13 protein-coding genes and 1 tRNA gene are annotated in these 15865 nt (G+C 58.5%); 3 read left to right on the top strand and 11 right to left on the bottom strand.

Going from position 1 to position 15865, the window contains the following annotated elements; all coding sequences use genetic code 11:
* Window positions 1–38: 38 nt before the first annotated feature.
* Entirely contained in the window at window positions 39–2438 is a 2400-nt protein-coding gene (locus AB6Q56_RS15235; RefSeq protein ID WP_434513925.1) for a DotA/TraY family protein, read from the bottom strand.
* 184 nt (window positions 2439–2622) lie between these two features.
* Between AB6Q56_RS15235 and AB6Q56_RS15230 the strand changes: the two genes are divergently transcribed.
* Window positions 2623–3336 carry a hypothetical protein gene (locus AB6Q56_RS15230; protein ID WP_434513924.1) on the top strand — a complete coding sequence of 238 codons (714 nt, stop codon included), beginning with the start codon at window positions 2623–2625 and terminating at the stop codon, window positions 3334–3336.
* A 391-nt stretch (window positions 3337–3727) separates the two neighbouring features.
* Here the strand turns inward: AB6Q56_RS15230 and istB are convergent, their stop codons facing one another.
* Window positions 3728–4528 (bottom strand): IS21-like element helper ATPase IstB, encoded by an 801-nt coding sequence (istB, locus tag AB6Q56_RS15225; RefSeq protein ID WP_434517117.1) that lies wholly within the window; start codon window positions 4526–4528, stop codon window positions 3728–3730.
* Window positions 4518–6014 (bottom strand): IS21 family transposase, encoded by a 1497-nt coding sequence (gene istA, locus AB6Q56_RS15220; protein WP_434517118.1) that lies wholly within the window; start codon window positions 6012–6014, stop codon window positions 4518–4520. The genes istB and istA overlap by 11 nt, the downstream gene beginning before the upstream one ends.
* A gap of 117 nt (window positions 6015–6131) precedes the next feature.
* On the opposite strand from istA, the gene AB6Q56_RS15215 reads away from it, so the two are divergent.
* A complete protein-coding gene (locus AB6Q56_RS15215; RefSeq protein WP_434513923.1) occupies window positions 6132–7619 on the top strand; it encodes a hypothetical protein in 1488 nt (495 codons plus the stop codon).
* A 333-nt stretch (window positions 7620–7952) separates the two neighbouring features.
* Here the strand turns inward: AB6Q56_RS15215 and AB6Q56_RS15210 are convergent.
* From AB6Q56_RS15210 to rpsU, 5 genes are all read right to left on the bottom strand, one after another.
* Window positions 7953–8029 (bottom strand) — tRNA-Ile (locus AB6Q56_RS15210).
* A 67-nt stretch (window positions 8030–8096) separates the two neighbouring features.
* Window positions 8097–10067 carry an RNA polymerase sigma factor RpoD gene (gene rpoD, locus AB6Q56_RS15205; protein ID WP_434513922.1) on the bottom strand — a complete coding sequence of 657 codons (1971 nt, stop codon included), beginning with the start codon at window positions 10065–10067 and terminating at the stop codon, window positions 8097–8099.
* Window positions 10068–10113: 46 nt separating this feature from the next.
* Window positions 10114–11850, bottom strand: coding sequence for a DNA primase (gene dnaG, locus AB6Q56_RS15200; protein WP_434513921.1), 1737 nt, complete (start codon window positions 11848–11850; stop codon window positions 10114–10116).
* 9 nt (window positions 11851–11859) lie between these two features.
* Window positions 11860–12306 (bottom strand): GatB/YqeY domain-containing protein, encoded by a 447-nt coding sequence (locus tag AB6Q56_RS15195; protein WP_434513920.1) that lies wholly within the window; start codon window positions 12304–12306, stop codon window positions 11860–11862.
* 94 nt (window positions 12307–12400) lie between these two features.
* On the bottom strand, window positions 12401–12613 hold the full coding sequence (gene rpsU, locus AB6Q56_RS15190) for a 30S ribosomal protein S21 (RefSeq protein ID WP_011286295.1): 213 nt from the start codon (window positions 12611–12613) through the stop codon (window positions 12401–12403).
* Window positions 12614–12751: 138 nt separating this feature from the next.
* Between rpsU and tsaD the strand changes: the two genes are divergently transcribed.
* Window positions 12752–13783 carry a tRNA (adenosine(37)-N6)-threonylcarbamoyltransferase complex transferase subunit TsaD gene (gene tsaD, locus AB6Q56_RS15185; RefSeq protein WP_434517167.1) on the top strand — a complete coding sequence of 344 codons (1032 nt, stop codon included), beginning with the start codon at window positions 12752–12754 and terminating at the stop codon, window positions 13781–13783.
* A gap of 37 nt (window positions 13784–13820) precedes the next feature.
* Here the strand turns inward: tsaD and AB6Q56_RS15180 are convergent, their stop codons facing one another.
* The 3 genes from AB6Q56_RS15180 to AB6Q56_RS15170 are packed head-to-tail and all read right to left on the bottom strand — an operon-like array spanning window position 13821 to window position 15807.
* Entirely contained in the window at window positions 13821–14426 is a 606-nt protein-coding gene (locus tag AB6Q56_RS15180) for a DUF4166 domain-containing protein (RefSeq protein WP_434513919.1), read from the bottom strand.
* Entirely contained in the window at window positions 14426–14902 is a 477-nt protein-coding gene (locus AB6Q56_RS15175; protein WP_434513918.1) for a DUF2269 family protein, read from the bottom strand. The genes AB6Q56_RS15180 and AB6Q56_RS15175 overlap by 1 nt, the downstream gene beginning before the upstream one ends.
* Window positions 14899–15807, bottom strand: coding sequence for an NAD-dependent epimerase/dehydratase family protein (locus tag AB6Q56_RS15170; protein WP_434513917.1), 909 nt, complete (start codon window positions 15805–15807; stop codon window positions 14899–14901). Before AB6Q56_RS15170 ends, AB6Q56_RS15175 begins: the two co-directional genes overlap by 4 nt.
* Window positions 15808–15865: the final 58 nt, after the last annotated feature.

The following is a 15865-nucleotide window of genomic DNA, read 5'->3' as shown; positions in this document are numbered from 1 at the left end:
CCAGCGTGTCAGGTTGGGTTTTTGTCAGACCGCGTAGGTCACTTCCTTTCGGAACCTTGATTCTCCTGTGGTGGAGGCTCTTCCTGCATCACTGGCTCTGCCATCGTTGAGCCATGCGATTCGTTCGAACTTGCAGGCATGGATGACCCGCTCGCCGAACTTGAATCACGCTGCACGGAAGCGTTTTCGCTTGGGGCTTGCTGGCTTGACTGCTCGAATCCGCCGCCATTGCTGTTGGAAGTCGCTTCCCTTGATGTCGACTGCGATTGAGAACCTGTGCTGTCGCCACCAGATGACGATTCGGAAGCTTTGCCGCCCGAACCTTCACCAGAACTTCCGCCATGGGCATGGGTGTAGCTCTTCTCGACCGACCCGAGTAATGGCGCTTTGTCAGGCATTGCGCTGTCGCCACCCGTGCGGGGCACGATATCGACTACGCCATTACCCTTGGGTTTGTCGTCGTCTTTGCCTCCTGGCTTTTTGCCATCACCTTCACCGCCACCACCGCCGCTGCCACCACGCCCCATCTGAGACGCGGCTCCCGCAAGAGCACCCGCAGCGGCAGCAGCACCGCTATGACCGACTCGATGCATGGTCTCGCTGGTCGAGGAACCGAAACCGTCATGTCCGCCGTCAATCCATTTCGTGATGGCTTCGGGAATGTGCGTAATCATCTTCAAAACCTGATAGATGATTCCGATCATCGTCACGGTGTAGACGATGAACTCGGCACACAGGATAAAGAACGGTTTCAGTGAGGTAGCCGACAAATCGAAGTTTGCGGCAACTGCCGATGCAAAGACCTGATTCCAGCCTGACACCAGGAACTCCATCGACCCCATGGCGATACAGTAGGCAATCGTAATGAGCGATGGACGCAGGAACATGTTGAGGATGATTTTGTAACCGCTCGAAGCGCTTCCAACCATGCCCTCGCCGTCAAACCGAATGTGCATCAAAGCCCAGATCGGAGCGGCAATCAGACATTCGACAAAAAGCACATACCAGCCGATGACCGCCGAGTAGTAATACAGGGCAGGCATTATGGGCAGGAAGAAATAGTTGATGGCACCGAACGAGAACAATATTCCAGCAAGTCCGAGAAGTGCGAGTCCGCCTGTCGTCGTGAAGACCCCGAGGGCGATGGCGGCAACGGAGAGCAGGGCAGCAACTTCGATTGCTGCACCGCCTAGAACCTGGACGTTGCCGATGGGGTCGCCCGTTCCGTTCATGATGCCCTTCAAAGCCCCAACCAGCGGCATGAACGGCTCTTTGGCATAGTTCACAATCATGTTGGGGTCGGTGACCATATCCATTGCTTCACTGACGCTTGCGACAGCTTTCTTTCCAGAGTTCCACATCGACGAAACCTTGTCGCTCATGGAGTCAATCCAGCTTGAGTTTTCCTTCGACGGTGAAGCAATCGCACCTGAAAGTTGCGGTGGGGCAGCCGTAGCAGCCGCTTTCGGGATGTTCGAAGACATTTCGGTTGCCGTCGCCGTCGCCTTACCCTTCGAGGCGGAATAGGCACCCGCCATGATCCAGCCCTGGATCGACGCCTGTTTGGCTTCAATCTTGGTCTGCATCTGCGATGTCGTTATATATGACTGAGCGGCATAGCTGACGATTGCCGTGTACTCCTTGATCGCCTTGTTGATTTCGTCGGCGTTTTCCTTGGGGTCGTTTTTGGCTTCTGGGTCAGTTGCCGTCGTGTAAATCTTCGTCGCCAGATCGAGCATCCGTTTGTTCAATTTCAAGAACGCGGTTTGCTGGGCTGCTCCAATGCCTGTCGCGTCCTGTGCGTAGTCGGGGACGATGTAAGACCCGCATTTTTCCTTGTCTTCTGTCGTACCGAAGGCAAATTGCCCTTCGCCGAAATCGATTACCTTGACGTTTTTTTCCATGTTCAGGGCGTTGTCGGTATCGGACGCCGCCATCGTCTGGTAATTCAGCGTGCAGAAATGCGATTTCAACAGGCTCAACGCCAGTTGCCTGACGCCTGAAATTTCTGTCAGGGCAGCGGTCTTCGCCAATTCGGATTGGTCAGCTTCCACATACTGCCCCCAGATGCCAGACGCGGCAGCCACGCCGCTTTGAGCGACGTAAATGATGACCTGCTGCGCAACGCAATATCCCGAACCAACAGGGACTATTGCGGCAATACCCAATGAAACTCTGATGGGTACCCAGAGCGAAGAAAATCTACGCCCCAGCATCTCGCCGTCGTGTGCCGTCTGGGCGATACCCGTCAACAATCCGTAAGCGGTCAGAATGCCGCCCAAAAACAGGACGGCAGCGTTGAAATTACCGAACAGCCCTGCAATTTTCCCTAACCCTGACAACGGGTCGATGAGTTGAGCGGAGCTTGTGTCCCCTGATGCTGGCTGAAATACGCCCGCAGCTATCGCGGGGTCTGCGATGAACAACGAGAGCAGCATCAGCAGAGCGCATGACGCCATCCTTGCGAAGCATCACCCCAACGCCTTGCCAGCGCCAAGGTGAACCGCACGTCGGAATCAGGGTCGGAACGTCCAAGATGAACCATTTTGATTCGTTTCCAACCTTGCGGATTCCGCACGGTTTGAGAAGCTGAAGAGGTCATAACACACAAGGGAGGATGACATGTTTGAAGGAGACAAAGAGACATTCGCGCAGGCGGTTCGCAACGAGTGCATGAGCACGAATGACGGTGATTTGAGCAATTGGGACAGGAATTGGAACGAGATGTGGCTGTCGATTTCCCAGCAGGAAACCTGTCCTGACAAGGAAAGCGTCGAGGCTTTGCTGGAGGTCATGCTCGATACTCAACTTGAATGTGGCGAAGAGCAGGACGAGGAGCGAAGCGAATATCTGTCAGGACTTGTCGACCGCTGGCGGTCGGACAAGGAAGCAAAGCAGGAAGCTGTCGATACCATCTCTGCCGAGGTCTTCGACGATGTTGCACGAGATATGGGTTTGGAAAATGTGAAAGACGGGCAGTGTCCCGTCGAGGAAATCCTTGATTGCCCTAGCGAACACGAAGTGGCGCGTATCGAGATTGCCTTGTCGCATGGAATGGACATCCACGCGAAGGACGAGGAGGGTAAAACCATGCTCCATTACTGCACTACGAAAAAGGCGGTAGAACTTCTCATGGAAAACGGACTTGACCCCCGAATCAAGGATAACGACGGGAAAACGGCGAGCGAGTATGCAAGGGATGATAGAAGATTCAAAAGCGCGGACCTGATGGACTCCAAGGCTCAGTCCCTTCAAGCCAAAGAACAGGAACAGTCTTTACGCGACCGTGCAGGCATCGGACGCGGTCGGCAACGCGAGCACGAAATGTCCCTCTGAGCCTGGAAATTCATAAGGGAGCCGTGAGGCTCCATTTTTTTTGATCTTGCTCATCGGAAATCGTGAATCAAATGCATAAGCGTTATTGACTAACGCTTATGCTAGAGCGATAAATGCGTTATCAGATAACGCTTTCGGGAGACAAAAATGACTAGAAGACAAAAACCAATCCTCAACATTGAACAGGACGGTGACTGGTATACGGTTGTCGGCGCGCGTTTAAATTTGACCACCTGTGCGCGTTGAATTTTGACCAGGTGTGATAGCCACCTGACATAGGTGGGCTTGTGGATAAGTGTAGCTCAGAACAACTGATTTCCGAGCCACGACGAATGCGTTGGGAAAGCCGTGGAGGACGGAGTCCGGAACGGATTTCCCAACGCGGCCTCGATCAGAACGGATCTGCTTCGGGTGGATTTCCCCGCTTGCTCTGCTCCCGCGCCTTGATCCTCGACTTGGCCGTTGCCGTGCTGTGCCGGAAGCGAAACGACTCATTCCCGGTCTCGACGATATGGCAGTGATGCGTCAGCCGGTCGAGCAAGGCAGTGGTCATCTTGGCATCGCCAAAGACGCTCGGCCATTCGGCGAAGGTCAGATTGGTCGTGATCATCACACTGGTGTGCTCGTAGAGTTTCGACAGCAAGTGGAACAGCAAGGCGCCACCGGCCTGACTGAACGGCAAATAGCCCAACTCATCGAGGATGACCAGATCCATGCGCAGCAGCCCCAAGGCAATCCGCCCGGCTTTGCCAGCAGCCTTCTCCTGTTCCAGCGCATTGACCAGATCAACCGTCGAGAAGAAACGCACCCGCTTGCTGTGATGGGTAATGCCCGAGACACCCAGCGCCGTCGCGAGGTGGGTCTTGCCAGTGCCCGTGCCACCAATGAACACGACGTTCTGGGCTTCCTCGGCAAAGGAGAGGTCGGCCAGTTGCCGGATCAGCTTCTGATCCACCTTCGATTGTTCGAAGTCGAATCCGGCCAGATCACGATGTACCGGGAAGCGGGCCGCATGCATCTGATAGCCAATCGAACGCATCACTCGATCAGTATGCTCGGCTTGCAGTAGATGTTCGATCAGCCAACGTGAGGCTTCGACACGGCTGCTACCGTTGGCTGTCAGCTCCTCCCAGGCACCGGCCATGCCGTGCAAACGCAGTTCCTTGAACTCGCTCATCAGCTCACGCATGATCAGTCACCTCGGTACGCAAGCGGTCATAGCGGCCGGTATCGGCAATCGGTACTTCGCTGAGGGTGAGTGGCGTTTCCACCGGTGGCGGCATGGGACCCGACTTCAGGCGGTTGAGCATGTTCTCGATGTGCTCGGCACTGGGTAGGCCGGACTCCAGCACCAGATCGACGGCAACCAGCACCGCTTCCAGATCAAACTGCGAAATTGCCGATAGCACTTTGGCCATCACCCGATCACCACCTTCCCGGCGCAGGAGCAAGCTGCGTAATCGTTGCAATGGCTCCGGCATGTCGGCAAACGGCGCGCCATTTCTCAAGGCCCCTGGCTTGCGTTCGATCAGCGGGATGTAGTGCTGCCAGTCGTAGAGGGTTTGCTGCCGACTGAAGTTGCGGGGATGACTGGCCACCCGAGTATCGTGCGCCACAATGTCGATCCGTTCCGGATAAAGACGCAGGCTGACGGCTTGGCCCACCAGTTCGCACGGTACCGAGTAGCGGTTGCGATCCAGCGTCACCAGGCAGGTGCTCGATACCTTGCCCAAGGTTTCGACGTAGCCATCGAAGGATGCGACCATCGGCATCAGGCTCGGTTGTTCGTGTTCGAGCATCTCGGCCACTGTCAGGTCAGCGTACTCGGGATGACGCAATTCCTGCCACAGCCCCCGGCAGCGCTCGAGCAGCCAGACGTTCAGTTCGGTGAATGAACTGAATCGCTCCTTGCCGGCATCCTGCCAGAGACGGAGCCGACTATCCTGGACGTTCTTCTCGACGACGCCTTTCTCCCAGCCGCTGGCGACATTGCAGAAATCCGGATCAAACAGGTAGTGGGAGGCCATCGCCGAGAAGCGCGAATTGACGATGCGGGATTTGCCTTTCTGCACCTTATCCACGGCCGTCTTCATATTGTCGTAGATGCCGCGCCGGGGAATGCCACCCAGCGCCGCAAACGAGCGGGTATGGGCATCGAACAGCATCTCGTGACCTTGCGTCGGATAGGCTTGAACGACAAAGGCCCGACTGGCGCAGAGTTTCAGATGTGAGGCGAGAATCTTGCGCCAGACCCCGCCAATGACCAGATGCTCTTCGCTCCAGTCGAACTGGAAGGCTTCGCCCAACTCGAAGTGGAGCGGAACGAAGGCTTTACTGACGGCTGCACCGCCATCGGCCCGCCAGCGCCGGATGAATTCGGTGACCCGGCAGTAGGTACCGGTGAATCCGGCGGCCTGCAATTCGCCAAACAGTTTCAGTGCTGTGCGCCGATCCCGTTTCGGACGGCGGGCATCCGCCTCCAGTGCCTTGATCAGGCGCGCCGCATACGGGGCAATCTTGATGTTCGGGTTCTGCCGTTCGTACTTCGGCTCCGCCCCTTCCGGTGTCCGTAACCAACGTTTGACGGTGTTCCGGCTATACCCCGTCTTCCGCGAAATCTCGGACAGCGATAGGCCATCCCGATAAAACAACCGCCGAATCCTTCCCAGATCCTTCATGGTGATCATCTCCTAAAATCCTGCTCAAAAAATGAGCGGACGAGTTAATCACCCTGGTCAATTTTCAGCGCGCACACCCCCACTTTTCTGGTCAGTTTTCAACGAGCGTCAACAGCAATGATGAAGCTGGGGGCAAAGGCTGCTCAGAAATACTATCTGGCTCCCAATATTTCGGACCTGAACGACAATCCATTCACGAAGGACATGCTGTTCTTGCGGCTGGATTTCAATACGGTATTCCTTGAAAAGCATGAGCTCTACAAGGACATCAACAAGGATGCCCAGAAGAAGAACGATGCGCTGTTGCAGATTCTTGGAAAGCAAGAGACCAAGTCGTTGATATACGCCGGCACTTATTCCAATGTCGATAGTGTGGCTACCCTGCTCATCGAAAACACAGAAAAAGAACACAGTGAGTTGCTATCGGCTTTCTCTGCGTGGCTCGCAACGAACTACCATCCGAACTGGAAATTGACCGCTCTGGTGAAACGAGGCGTTGGCTTTCACACTGGTCAGCTTCACCGTTCCCTAAGTCAGATACAGGTTCGACTTTTCGAGGAGGAGAAAGGTGGGTTGCAAACCCTCGTGTCCACATCCTCCATCATCGAAGGGGTAAATACATCTGCGGAAAACGTCATCGTCTGGAGCAATAAGAACGGGAAGCTAAAACTGAACGATTTCACGTACCGAAACATCATCGGTCGTGGAGGTCGGATGTTCAGACATTTCGTTGGCAACATATACATTCTTGAAGAGCCGCCATCTCCTGCCGATACTCAGTTGGAATTGACCTTCCCTGATGAATTGCTTGCGGATGTGGACGATGAGCAATACAAGAAGGAACTCACCAAAGAGCAGTTGGCGAAACTCCTGCAGTACAAGGAGGACATGGCGCAGTTATTGGGGCAGGAGTCGTTTGATCGCCTGCGAGGCGAAGGAGTGTTGATTTCAGGCGACACAGAGTTGATAGCAGCGATCGCTTTGGCAATCAACAGCGACAAAAAGACGTGGAGAGGGCTTGCCACTCTCAACGCATCCTCGAACGAGTATTGGGCTTGGATACTCCGCAAAGTCATCAAATTGGTCCCCGCCGGCTGGGATGCCACCTACACAAAATTTGCTGAGTTCGTCAGAGTCATGTCGTCGAATTGGGCTCTTTCGATTCCCGAACTCTTGGACCAACTTTCCGAACAGGATGTAACCATCGAAGAGTTCTTCAAGATGGAACGCAATGCAACTTACAAACTGACTGCGTTGTTGAACGACGTTAACGTCATTCAGATGGAAATCGTTCCCGAGCACAAGATAGACATCTCCCCGTTCATCGCGAGGCTCTCCAAGGCTTTTCTGCCGTCTTGCGTAATGGAGCTTGAAGAGTATGGATTGCCACGCATGTTGGCAAAGAAAATTCACGCCTCTGGTCTCGTTGATTTTGAGGACGAAAAACTAGACCTTCATTCGGCAATAGAGTTGCTGCGGGCGATGCAGCCCGAGATACTTGGAAAAGTGGAAGGACTTGATTCGTTCGACAGGTATGTCCTGGACTACTTCTTCGATGGGATTGCTCTGCAACAGCCGAGAACTGTTGAAGCTATCGCGCAATGATGATTCATCAGTGCTGAAAATGATGTCGTCTCGTCCGTAGGACGGCTTGCTCAGGCATTTGTTTCAGGGCTTCTCTTTTGAGCGGTCCAATCATTGTGTTTTGAATACCAAGTTTGGGCGAGGCGACTAGACGAAAGCGGTGGCTTATGGGGGCATGTTTTCCCAAAATTTCCCATCGTTTCCCAATAAACGTGTTTCCTATTTGTTTCCTGGCACGGTTCTGTTTCCCATGAATTGGGTGTGTTTACTGAGTAAAGAGGAATGCTAATTCAATAGTTTGGGAGGGGCAAAAAAAGAGCGGAACCTTTCGGAGTCCGCTCTGTTACTGCTTCTTGGTGGGACGGGTCGGACTTGAACCGACGCTCAACGGATTATGAGTCCGCTGCTTTGACCAACTAAGCTACCGTCCCAAAAACTGTCATACAAAACGCTTATGAGTCCTCTGCTCTAACCAACTGAGCTACAGGCCCGGAAAGCTTAGTTGTTGTTGGTGTCGATGAAGCTGCGCAGTTTGTCGGAGCGGGTCGGGTGACGCAGCTTGCGTAGGGCCTTGGCTTCGATCTGGCGGATACGCTCGCGGGTGACGTCGAATTGCTTGCCGACTTCTTCCAGCGTGTGGTCGGTGTTCATTTCGATGCCGAAGCGCATGCGCAGGACCTTGGCTTCCCTTGTCGTCAGGGTGTCCAGGATTTCCTTGGTTACGCCGCGCAAGCTGGAGTACATCGCCGCATCGGCTGGGGCCAGCGTTGCGGAGTCTTCGATGAAGTCGCCCAGGTGGGAGTCGTCATCATCGCCGATCGGGGTTTCCATGGAGATCGGCTCCTTGGAAATCTTCATGATCTTGCGGATCTTGTCTTCCGGCATGTCCATCTTCTTGGCCAGCGTCGCGGGATCCGGCTCGACGCCGGTTTCCTGCAGGATCTGGCGGGAGATGCGGTTCATCTTGTTGATCGTCTCGATCATGTGAACCGGGATGCGGATGGTGCGTGCCTGGTCGGCGATGGAGCGGGTGATGGCCTGGCGAATCCACCACGTGGCGTAGGTGGAGAACTTGTAGCCGCGGCGGTATTCGAACTTGTCCACCGCCTTCATCAGGCCGATGTTGCCCTCCTGGATCAGGTCGAGGAACTGCAGGCCGCGGTTGGTGTACTTCTTGGCGATCGAGATGACCAGACGCAGGTTGGCCTCGGTCATTTCGCGCTTGGCTCGGCGGGCCTTGGCTTCACCGGTGGACATCTGCTTGTTGATGTCCTTCAGTTCCTTCAGCGAGATGCCGATACGATCCTGCAGGGCGAGTAGCTTCTTTTGCTCTTCCTTGATGTCCGGGGCGTTGCGGGTGAGGACGGCGACGTAGGTCTTGGGGGCGGCGGCCACTTCGGCGTCGGCCCAGTCGAGGTTGATTTCGTTGCCCGGGAAGGACTGGATGAAGTGCGGGCGCGGCATCTTGACGCGGTCCACGCAGATTTGCTGAATCTTGCGCTCGCAGCCGCGCACCTGCTCGACCATGCCGCGCACGCTGTCGCACAGGCGCTCGATGGAGCGGGAGGTGAAGCGGATGTTCATCAGCTCGTCGGAGAGTTGCTGCAGCAGCTTGAGATAGGCCTTGTCCTGCGAACCCTTGCTGGAGAGCGCCTTCTGCATCTTGGCATGGATGCCCTTGATGGTCTTGAAGCGCTCCAGAGCGTCGGCCTTCAGCTGCAGCAGGGAGGCTGATGCAGCACCGCCGCCGCCTTCGCCGTCCTCGTCGCCTTCATCGTCCTCGTCCTCGTCGGCTTCCGGCATTTCGGCGGCCGGGGCTTCCTCGACGGCGTTCGGGTCGATCAGGCCATCGACCAGTTCGTCGATGCGCATTTCGTCGGATTCGACCTTGGCGGCCATGTCGAGGATGTCGACGATAGTGGTCGGGCAGGCGGAAATCGCCTGGATCATGTGCTTGAGGCCTTCCTCGATGCGCTTGGCGATCTCGATTTCGCCTTCGCGGGTGAGGAGTTCGACCGAGCCCATTTCACGCATGTACATGCGGACCGGGTCGGTGGTGCGGCCGAATTCGGAATCGACGGTGGACAGCGCCTGCTCGGCCTGCGCTTCGACTTCTTCGTCGTCGGCGGCGGCAACGGCATTGTCGGACATCAACAACTCTTCGGCGGCCGGGGCTTCGTCGAAGACCTGGATGCTCATTTCGCTGAAGGTCGAGATGATCGCTTCGATGGATTCGGCATCGACAACGTCGTCCGGCAGGTGGTCGTTGATTTCGGCGTAGGTCAGGTAACCGCGCTCCTTGCCCAGCTTGATGAGGGCCTTGAGGCGCATTTTGCGCGCTTCGGCATCGAGCGGTTCCGGAGTTTCAGCCATCTGGCCCTGCAGCAGCGCCTTTTCGGCGGCCTTTTCCTTGGCCTTGCTGGCGCGAGCCTTCGGGGCTTCCTTAGCGGTGTCTTTTGCCTTAGCCATGAACACGATCCATAGAATTCGAGAAAACCGTAGATTTTACCACAACTTAGCTACGATTCGCCTTGGTGGTGAGGAACTGAATGTAGGCCTGTTTTTCCGCCGCACTCAGGCCAGCGACGCCGAATTGCTGGGCTTTGCGTTGCAACTCGTCGAAGGCGCGTTTTTCGCCGCCTTCCTGAAGTTTGTCCAGCGTGTCCCGGAATTCGGTGTCCGCGCCTTCTTCGTCAAACGGCAGGCCAAGAAGTTCCGACGCTGCGTGCTCGATGACGCTTTCTTCCGGCAGGCCGCGCAGTTGTTCGCGCAGGACGGCGTAACTGGCGACCTCCTGGCTGGCCGAAACCAGCTGGTGCAGGCGGGTCAGGGCGGCGCGTTCCGGTGTGTCGGGCAGCAGGTCGACGGGAAGTTGGCGGGCCAGTTGCGGCTTGTGCAGCACGATACGCAACAGGTTGCGGGTCAGTGACGGTGCGGTGCGCTTGGCTCTGGCCGGAGGTGCTGGCGTGTAGGACTTGAGTTCGCACAGGCGTTCGACTTCGGGCTGGGCGAAGCCGCTCGCTTCGGCCAGGCGCTTGACCAGTTGCAGGCGGAGCAGCGGGGTTGGCAGCTTGAGCAGCAGCGGCTTGGCTTCGTAGATCAGCCGGGCCTTGCCTTCGGAGCTGGTCAGGTCGCAGCGCTGCGCCAGTTCGCGCAGCAGGAAGTCGGACAGCGGCATGGCCTGGGCGACCAGGCGGTCGAACTCGGGCTTGCCGAATTCGCGGATAAAACTGTCCGGATCGTGCTCGGCGGGCAGGAAGACGAAGCCGATCTGCTTGTTGTCGGCCAGTGCTTCGAGGGCGTTTTCCAGCGCGCGCCAGGCGGCCTTGCGGCCGGCGTTGTCACCGTCGAAGGAGAAAACGATGCGGTCGACCTGGCGCAACAGCTTCTGCACATGGGTCGGTGTGGTCGCCGTGCCCAGCGTGGCGACGGCGTTGCCGACCCCGTTTTGGGCCAGGGCGATAACGTCCATGTAGCCCTCGGTGACGATGGCCGTATTGGTTTCGCGCAGCGCTTGGCGGGCCTGCGGCAGGCCGAACAGCTCGCGGCCCTTTTCGAAGAGCGGCGTTTCAGGCGAGTTCAGGTATTTCGGCTCGCCCTGGTCAATGATGCGGCCGCCGAAGGCGATGATTTCGCCTTTCGGGTTGATGATGGGAATCATCAGTCGGTCACGGAAACGGTCGTAGCGGCGGCCGGCTTCGTTCTCGATGACCAGGCCGGCGAGCTTCAGTTCATCGGCGTTGTAATCGGGGAATACGGCTTCCAGTTTCTGCCAGCCATCCGGCGCGTAGCCGATGCCGAAGCGAGCGGCCACTTCGCCGGAAAGTCCCCGTTTCTTGCAATACTCGATGGCGCGCGGAGAAGCCTTGAGCTGCGCCTTGTAGTAGGCTGCTGCGCGCGCCATGACCTCGATCAGCGTGCGGGTTTGGCCGGGCTTCTCGTCGTTGAAGCTGCGCCCCTCGCTTTCGGGAACCGTCATGCCGGCGCGGCCGGCCAGTTCCTTGACGGCATCGACGAAGCCCATGCCCTGGTATTCCATGACGAAGCCGATGGCCGTGCCGTGGGCGCCGCAGCCGAAGCAGTGGTAGAACTGCTTGGTCGGGCTTACCGTGAAGGACGGCGACTTCTCGTTGTGGAAAGGGCAGCAGGCAGCGTAGTTGGCGCCGGCTTTCTTGAGCGGCACGTAGCTATCTACCAGGTCGACGATGTCGACCCGGGCCAGCAAATCCTGGATGAACGACTCCGGGATCATGGTGTGGTTTTAGCCGGCGAGCGCGGCCTTGACCAGCTTGGAGACCTCGGCCATGTCGGCCTTGCCGGCCAGTTGAGGCTTGAGCACGCCCATCAGCTTGCCCATGTCGGCCGGGCCTTTGGCGCCGGTTTGTGCTACGGCGGCGGCGACGGCGGCGGCGACTTCCTCGCTGCTCATCTTTTCCGGCAAGTAGGCGGAGAGGATAACGATCTCGGCCTTTTCAACGTCGGCCAGGTCCTGGCGATTGGCGGCTTCATACTGGGTGACGCTGTCCTTGCGCTGCTTGACCAGTTTTTCGATGACGGCGGCGACGGCGGTGTCGTCGAGTTCGACGCGCTCGTCGACTTCCTTCTGCTTGATGGCGGCGGTGAGCAGGCGGATGGCTGACAGCTTGGCCGCTTCCTTGGCCTTCATGGCGGCCTTCATGTCTTCGGTAATGCGTGCTTTGAGGCTCATGGGTGTTTTCGCGAATTCAGGCGGGGCAATAAAACGAAAAAAGCCGCCGGCTTTTGGGGGCTGGCGGCTCTTCGGTGCGACGAAACGTACTCGATTAGTACAGCTTCGGCGGCAGGGTCAGGCTACGGAGGCGCTTGTGCTGGCGTTTGACGGCAGCGGCAGCCTTACGCTTGCGTTCGGTCGTGGGCTTTTCGTAAAACTCACGGGCGCGCAGCTCGGTCAGGAGACCAGTCTTTTCAACCGTGCGCTTGAAGCGGCGGATAGCAACTTCGAACGGCTCATTTTCCTTGACGCGAATGTTCGGCATATATTTCACCCCCTTCCGTTAGGCGCCTGTCAGGTCAAGTAAACGACAGTGCGCGCAAAATTTGTGTCTGCATGTTTGCAGAGAGCCCAGCAGTATATGCGAAAAAACCTTTTCGATCCAAGTGTTAAAATGCGCGCCATGCTGATCCTCGGTGTCGAATCCTCCTGCGACGAAACCGGCATTGCGCTGTACGACAGCGAAGCCGGCCTTCTTTCCCATGCCTTGCATTCCCAGGTGGCGATGCATGCGGAGTACGGCGGCGTCGTGCCCGAATTGGCTTCGCGTGACCACATCCGGCGCGTCGTGCCGCTGCTGCGCGAGGCCTTGGGGCAGGCTGGCAAATCGCTGGCCGATATCGATGCCGTGGCCTATACGCGCGGGCCGGGGCTGGCCGGAGCCTTGCTGGTCGGCTGCGCCTTCGCCGAAGCGCTGGCGCTAGCCATCGACAAGCCGACCATCCCGGTGCATCACCTCGAAGGCCATCTGCTATCGCCCCTGCTGTCCAGCGATCCGCCGACCTTTCCTTTCGTCGCCCTGCTCGTTTCCGGTGGCCATACGCAATTGATGAAGGTGACCGGCGTCGGCGAATACGAACTGCTTGGCGAGACCTTGGACGATGCTGCTGGCGAGGCCTTCGACAAGAGCGCCAAATTGCTCGGCCTGCCTTATCCCGGTGGTGCATTGCTGTCGAAGCTGGCCGAAAAGGGAACGCCGGGCGTACACGAATTGCCGCGTCCAATGCTGCATTCCGGCGATCTCAGCTTCAGCTTTTCCGGCCTGAAGACGGCTGTGCTGACGCTGGTCCGGGAACAGGGCGAGGATTTGAGCGACAGTTTCAAGGCCGATGCGGCACGCGCTTTCCAGGAAGCCATCGTCGAGGTTCTGGTCAAGAAGTCGCTGAAGGCGATGAAGCAGACCGGCCTCAAGCAACTGGTCGTGGCCGGCGGCGTCGGCGCCAACAAGCAGTTGCGGGCTACGCTCAACGACGAGGCGCAGCGCAAGCGCTTTCGCGTCTATTACCCGGAGCTGGAATTCTGCACCGACAACGGCGCCATGATCGCCCTGGCCGGCTGCCTGCGTCTGCAGTCCGGAGCCCCGGCCAAGCCGGCCGGCGATTTTTCGGTCCAGCCGCGCTGGCCGCTGATGGAGATGTCGGCCAAGGCACCGTGACAATTGGCCGCGCTTCGCGATGCCATGCGTCGGCCGGTCATACAGGGTGGCTTTTCGGTGTTTCTGCCGGCAGGGACTGGGCTTCGAATTCGCCGCTGTAGCGAAACAGTTCGCCGAATAGCGGGTGCTTCAGGCGGAAATCCATGGCGAAGCGTGTCTCGTCCAGCGCTTGTTCGACAATGGTCGTATGGCCGAGGGCCAGCCATTCGGGAATCGGCAGGCGCCAGCGGCCCAGTCGTGCGACGAAGCGTACGCCGCGATAGTGCAGACGGTCGGCCACGACGTAGGGTTGCATCTGCAGGCCGAGTACCGGATTGACGTATTCGATCAGCGTATTGTTTTCGGCTGTTTCCCAGATGCTGTCGAAGTGCAGCGTTTCGCCGTCTGGGAAACGGATTTGCCGTTGCCAGTATTGCCGCGTGCCGGAAACGCGCTTGTCCACCACGGTGGCTACTCCCTGGCCGGCGCGCGGCACGAGGGCGCCGCAGCGGTGCAGCAGGCGCAGCCAGGGGCGCATCCAGCCGGGAAAGGCGATGTCCAGATGGCCGGTGTCGCGTGTCGTGCCATGCCGATAGTGGGTGCGCAGGGCGGGCGGCAGCTTGTTCCAGTCGTTGCCGAGGGCGATTTGCATCGGGCTGTTCATCAGAATTCTCCGGGCAGGTGTTTGAAAACCATCAGGGCGACGACCAGTACCATGGCGCAGAAGGCGGGGATGCCCAGCCAGAACCAGGCGCGTGCCATGCGCCAATAGCGGGGCGGCAATTCGTGGCCGCCAGCCAGGGCCTGGCCGGCGAGGTCGCGCATGCGGATTTGTAGCCAGACTACGGGCAGCCAGCAGGCGCCAGCCAAGACGTAAAGGCCGAGGCTGACGGCGACCCAGGGTGTGCTCAGCGGCAGGCCCAGCTGCCCGACCAGCCACAGCCCGCTGAGTGGTTGGAAGATGACGGTGGGCGTCGTGAACCACCAGTCGGCGAGCACGACATGGCGGTTGGTGACGGCGATATGGGCAAGCTGGCCGTTGCGGTCTGCCATCCATTTGTAGAAAGCGCTGCCCAGGCCGGTGCCGAACAGCAGCACCATGCTGAGAATGTGCAGGGTCTTGATCAGGGTGTAGCTCATGACAGGGCCTCCGAGGCGTTGGCAAAGAAGAGGTCGGGGGAGAAGGCCAGCGGCGAGCGGCCGAGAAAGGCAGAAATGGGCGCCGGGTCCGCGTGGTAGCCGGTGAGCAGCATGCGCAGGTTGTCCGGTTGGAACAGCGGGTGGATCTGCCCGAACAGGCGGAAGAAAGCGCCCGCCACCGAGGGCGGGATTTGCAGCAGCCGGGCGGGTCCCTGTCCTTGCGCGGCGCGCATCCGGGCCAGCCAGTCGGCGAAGCTGACGGTTTCGTTGCCGACGATATCGAGTGTCTGGCCTGTGACGGGGTTCTCCAGGCAGCGCAGCACGCTGGCGGCAACGTCGGCAATGTGGATCGGCTGCAACATCTGCTTGCCGTCGCCGATAACCGGGATGAGCGGTAGGGTGGCAAGGCGGAGGAACAAGGTGCTGCTCGTCCCGCCCCGGCCGTAGACCAGCGAGGGGCGGAGCACGAAACCATTGAGGTCGAGTTCCCGCAGGACATCGTCGGCCGCCCGCTTGCTCAGGTGGTAGGCGGAGAATGCGCTGCGATCGGCGCCCAGTGCCGAAATCTGGATCACCAGCCGGATGCCGGTTTCGGCACAGGCACGGAACAGCGCGGTCGGGGCGTCGCGGTGCAGCGTGGCGAAACGCTGGTGCCTCGTCTCTCCGATGATGCCGACACTGTTGATCACGGCGTCGATACCGCGCAGGTAGGGGAGCCAGTCGGCGGGGGCGGTCATGCGCTGGAAATCGCAGCCGGTACGGCGCGAGGCGGGAACGATGCGATGGCCGGCCTGCGTCAGCACGGCGGCGAGATTGCGCCCGATGAAGCCGCTGGCACCGGTGAGCAGGATGTTCATCGCTTTGCGTTCCGGGGGGCGGCTTCGATGAAACGCCTGAGCAGGCATTCGATCGGCAGGGGAACGTGGTCGGGCACGGCGGTCTCCGTGGTTGGGGATAACCGCA

Source organism: Dechloromonas sp. ARDL1, from assembly GCF_051122455.1.
GTDB lineage: Bacteria > Pseudomonadota > Gammaproteobacteria > Burkholderiales > Rhodocyclaceae > Azonexus.
This window is presented reverse-complemented; position numbering and strand designations above follow the sequence as displayed.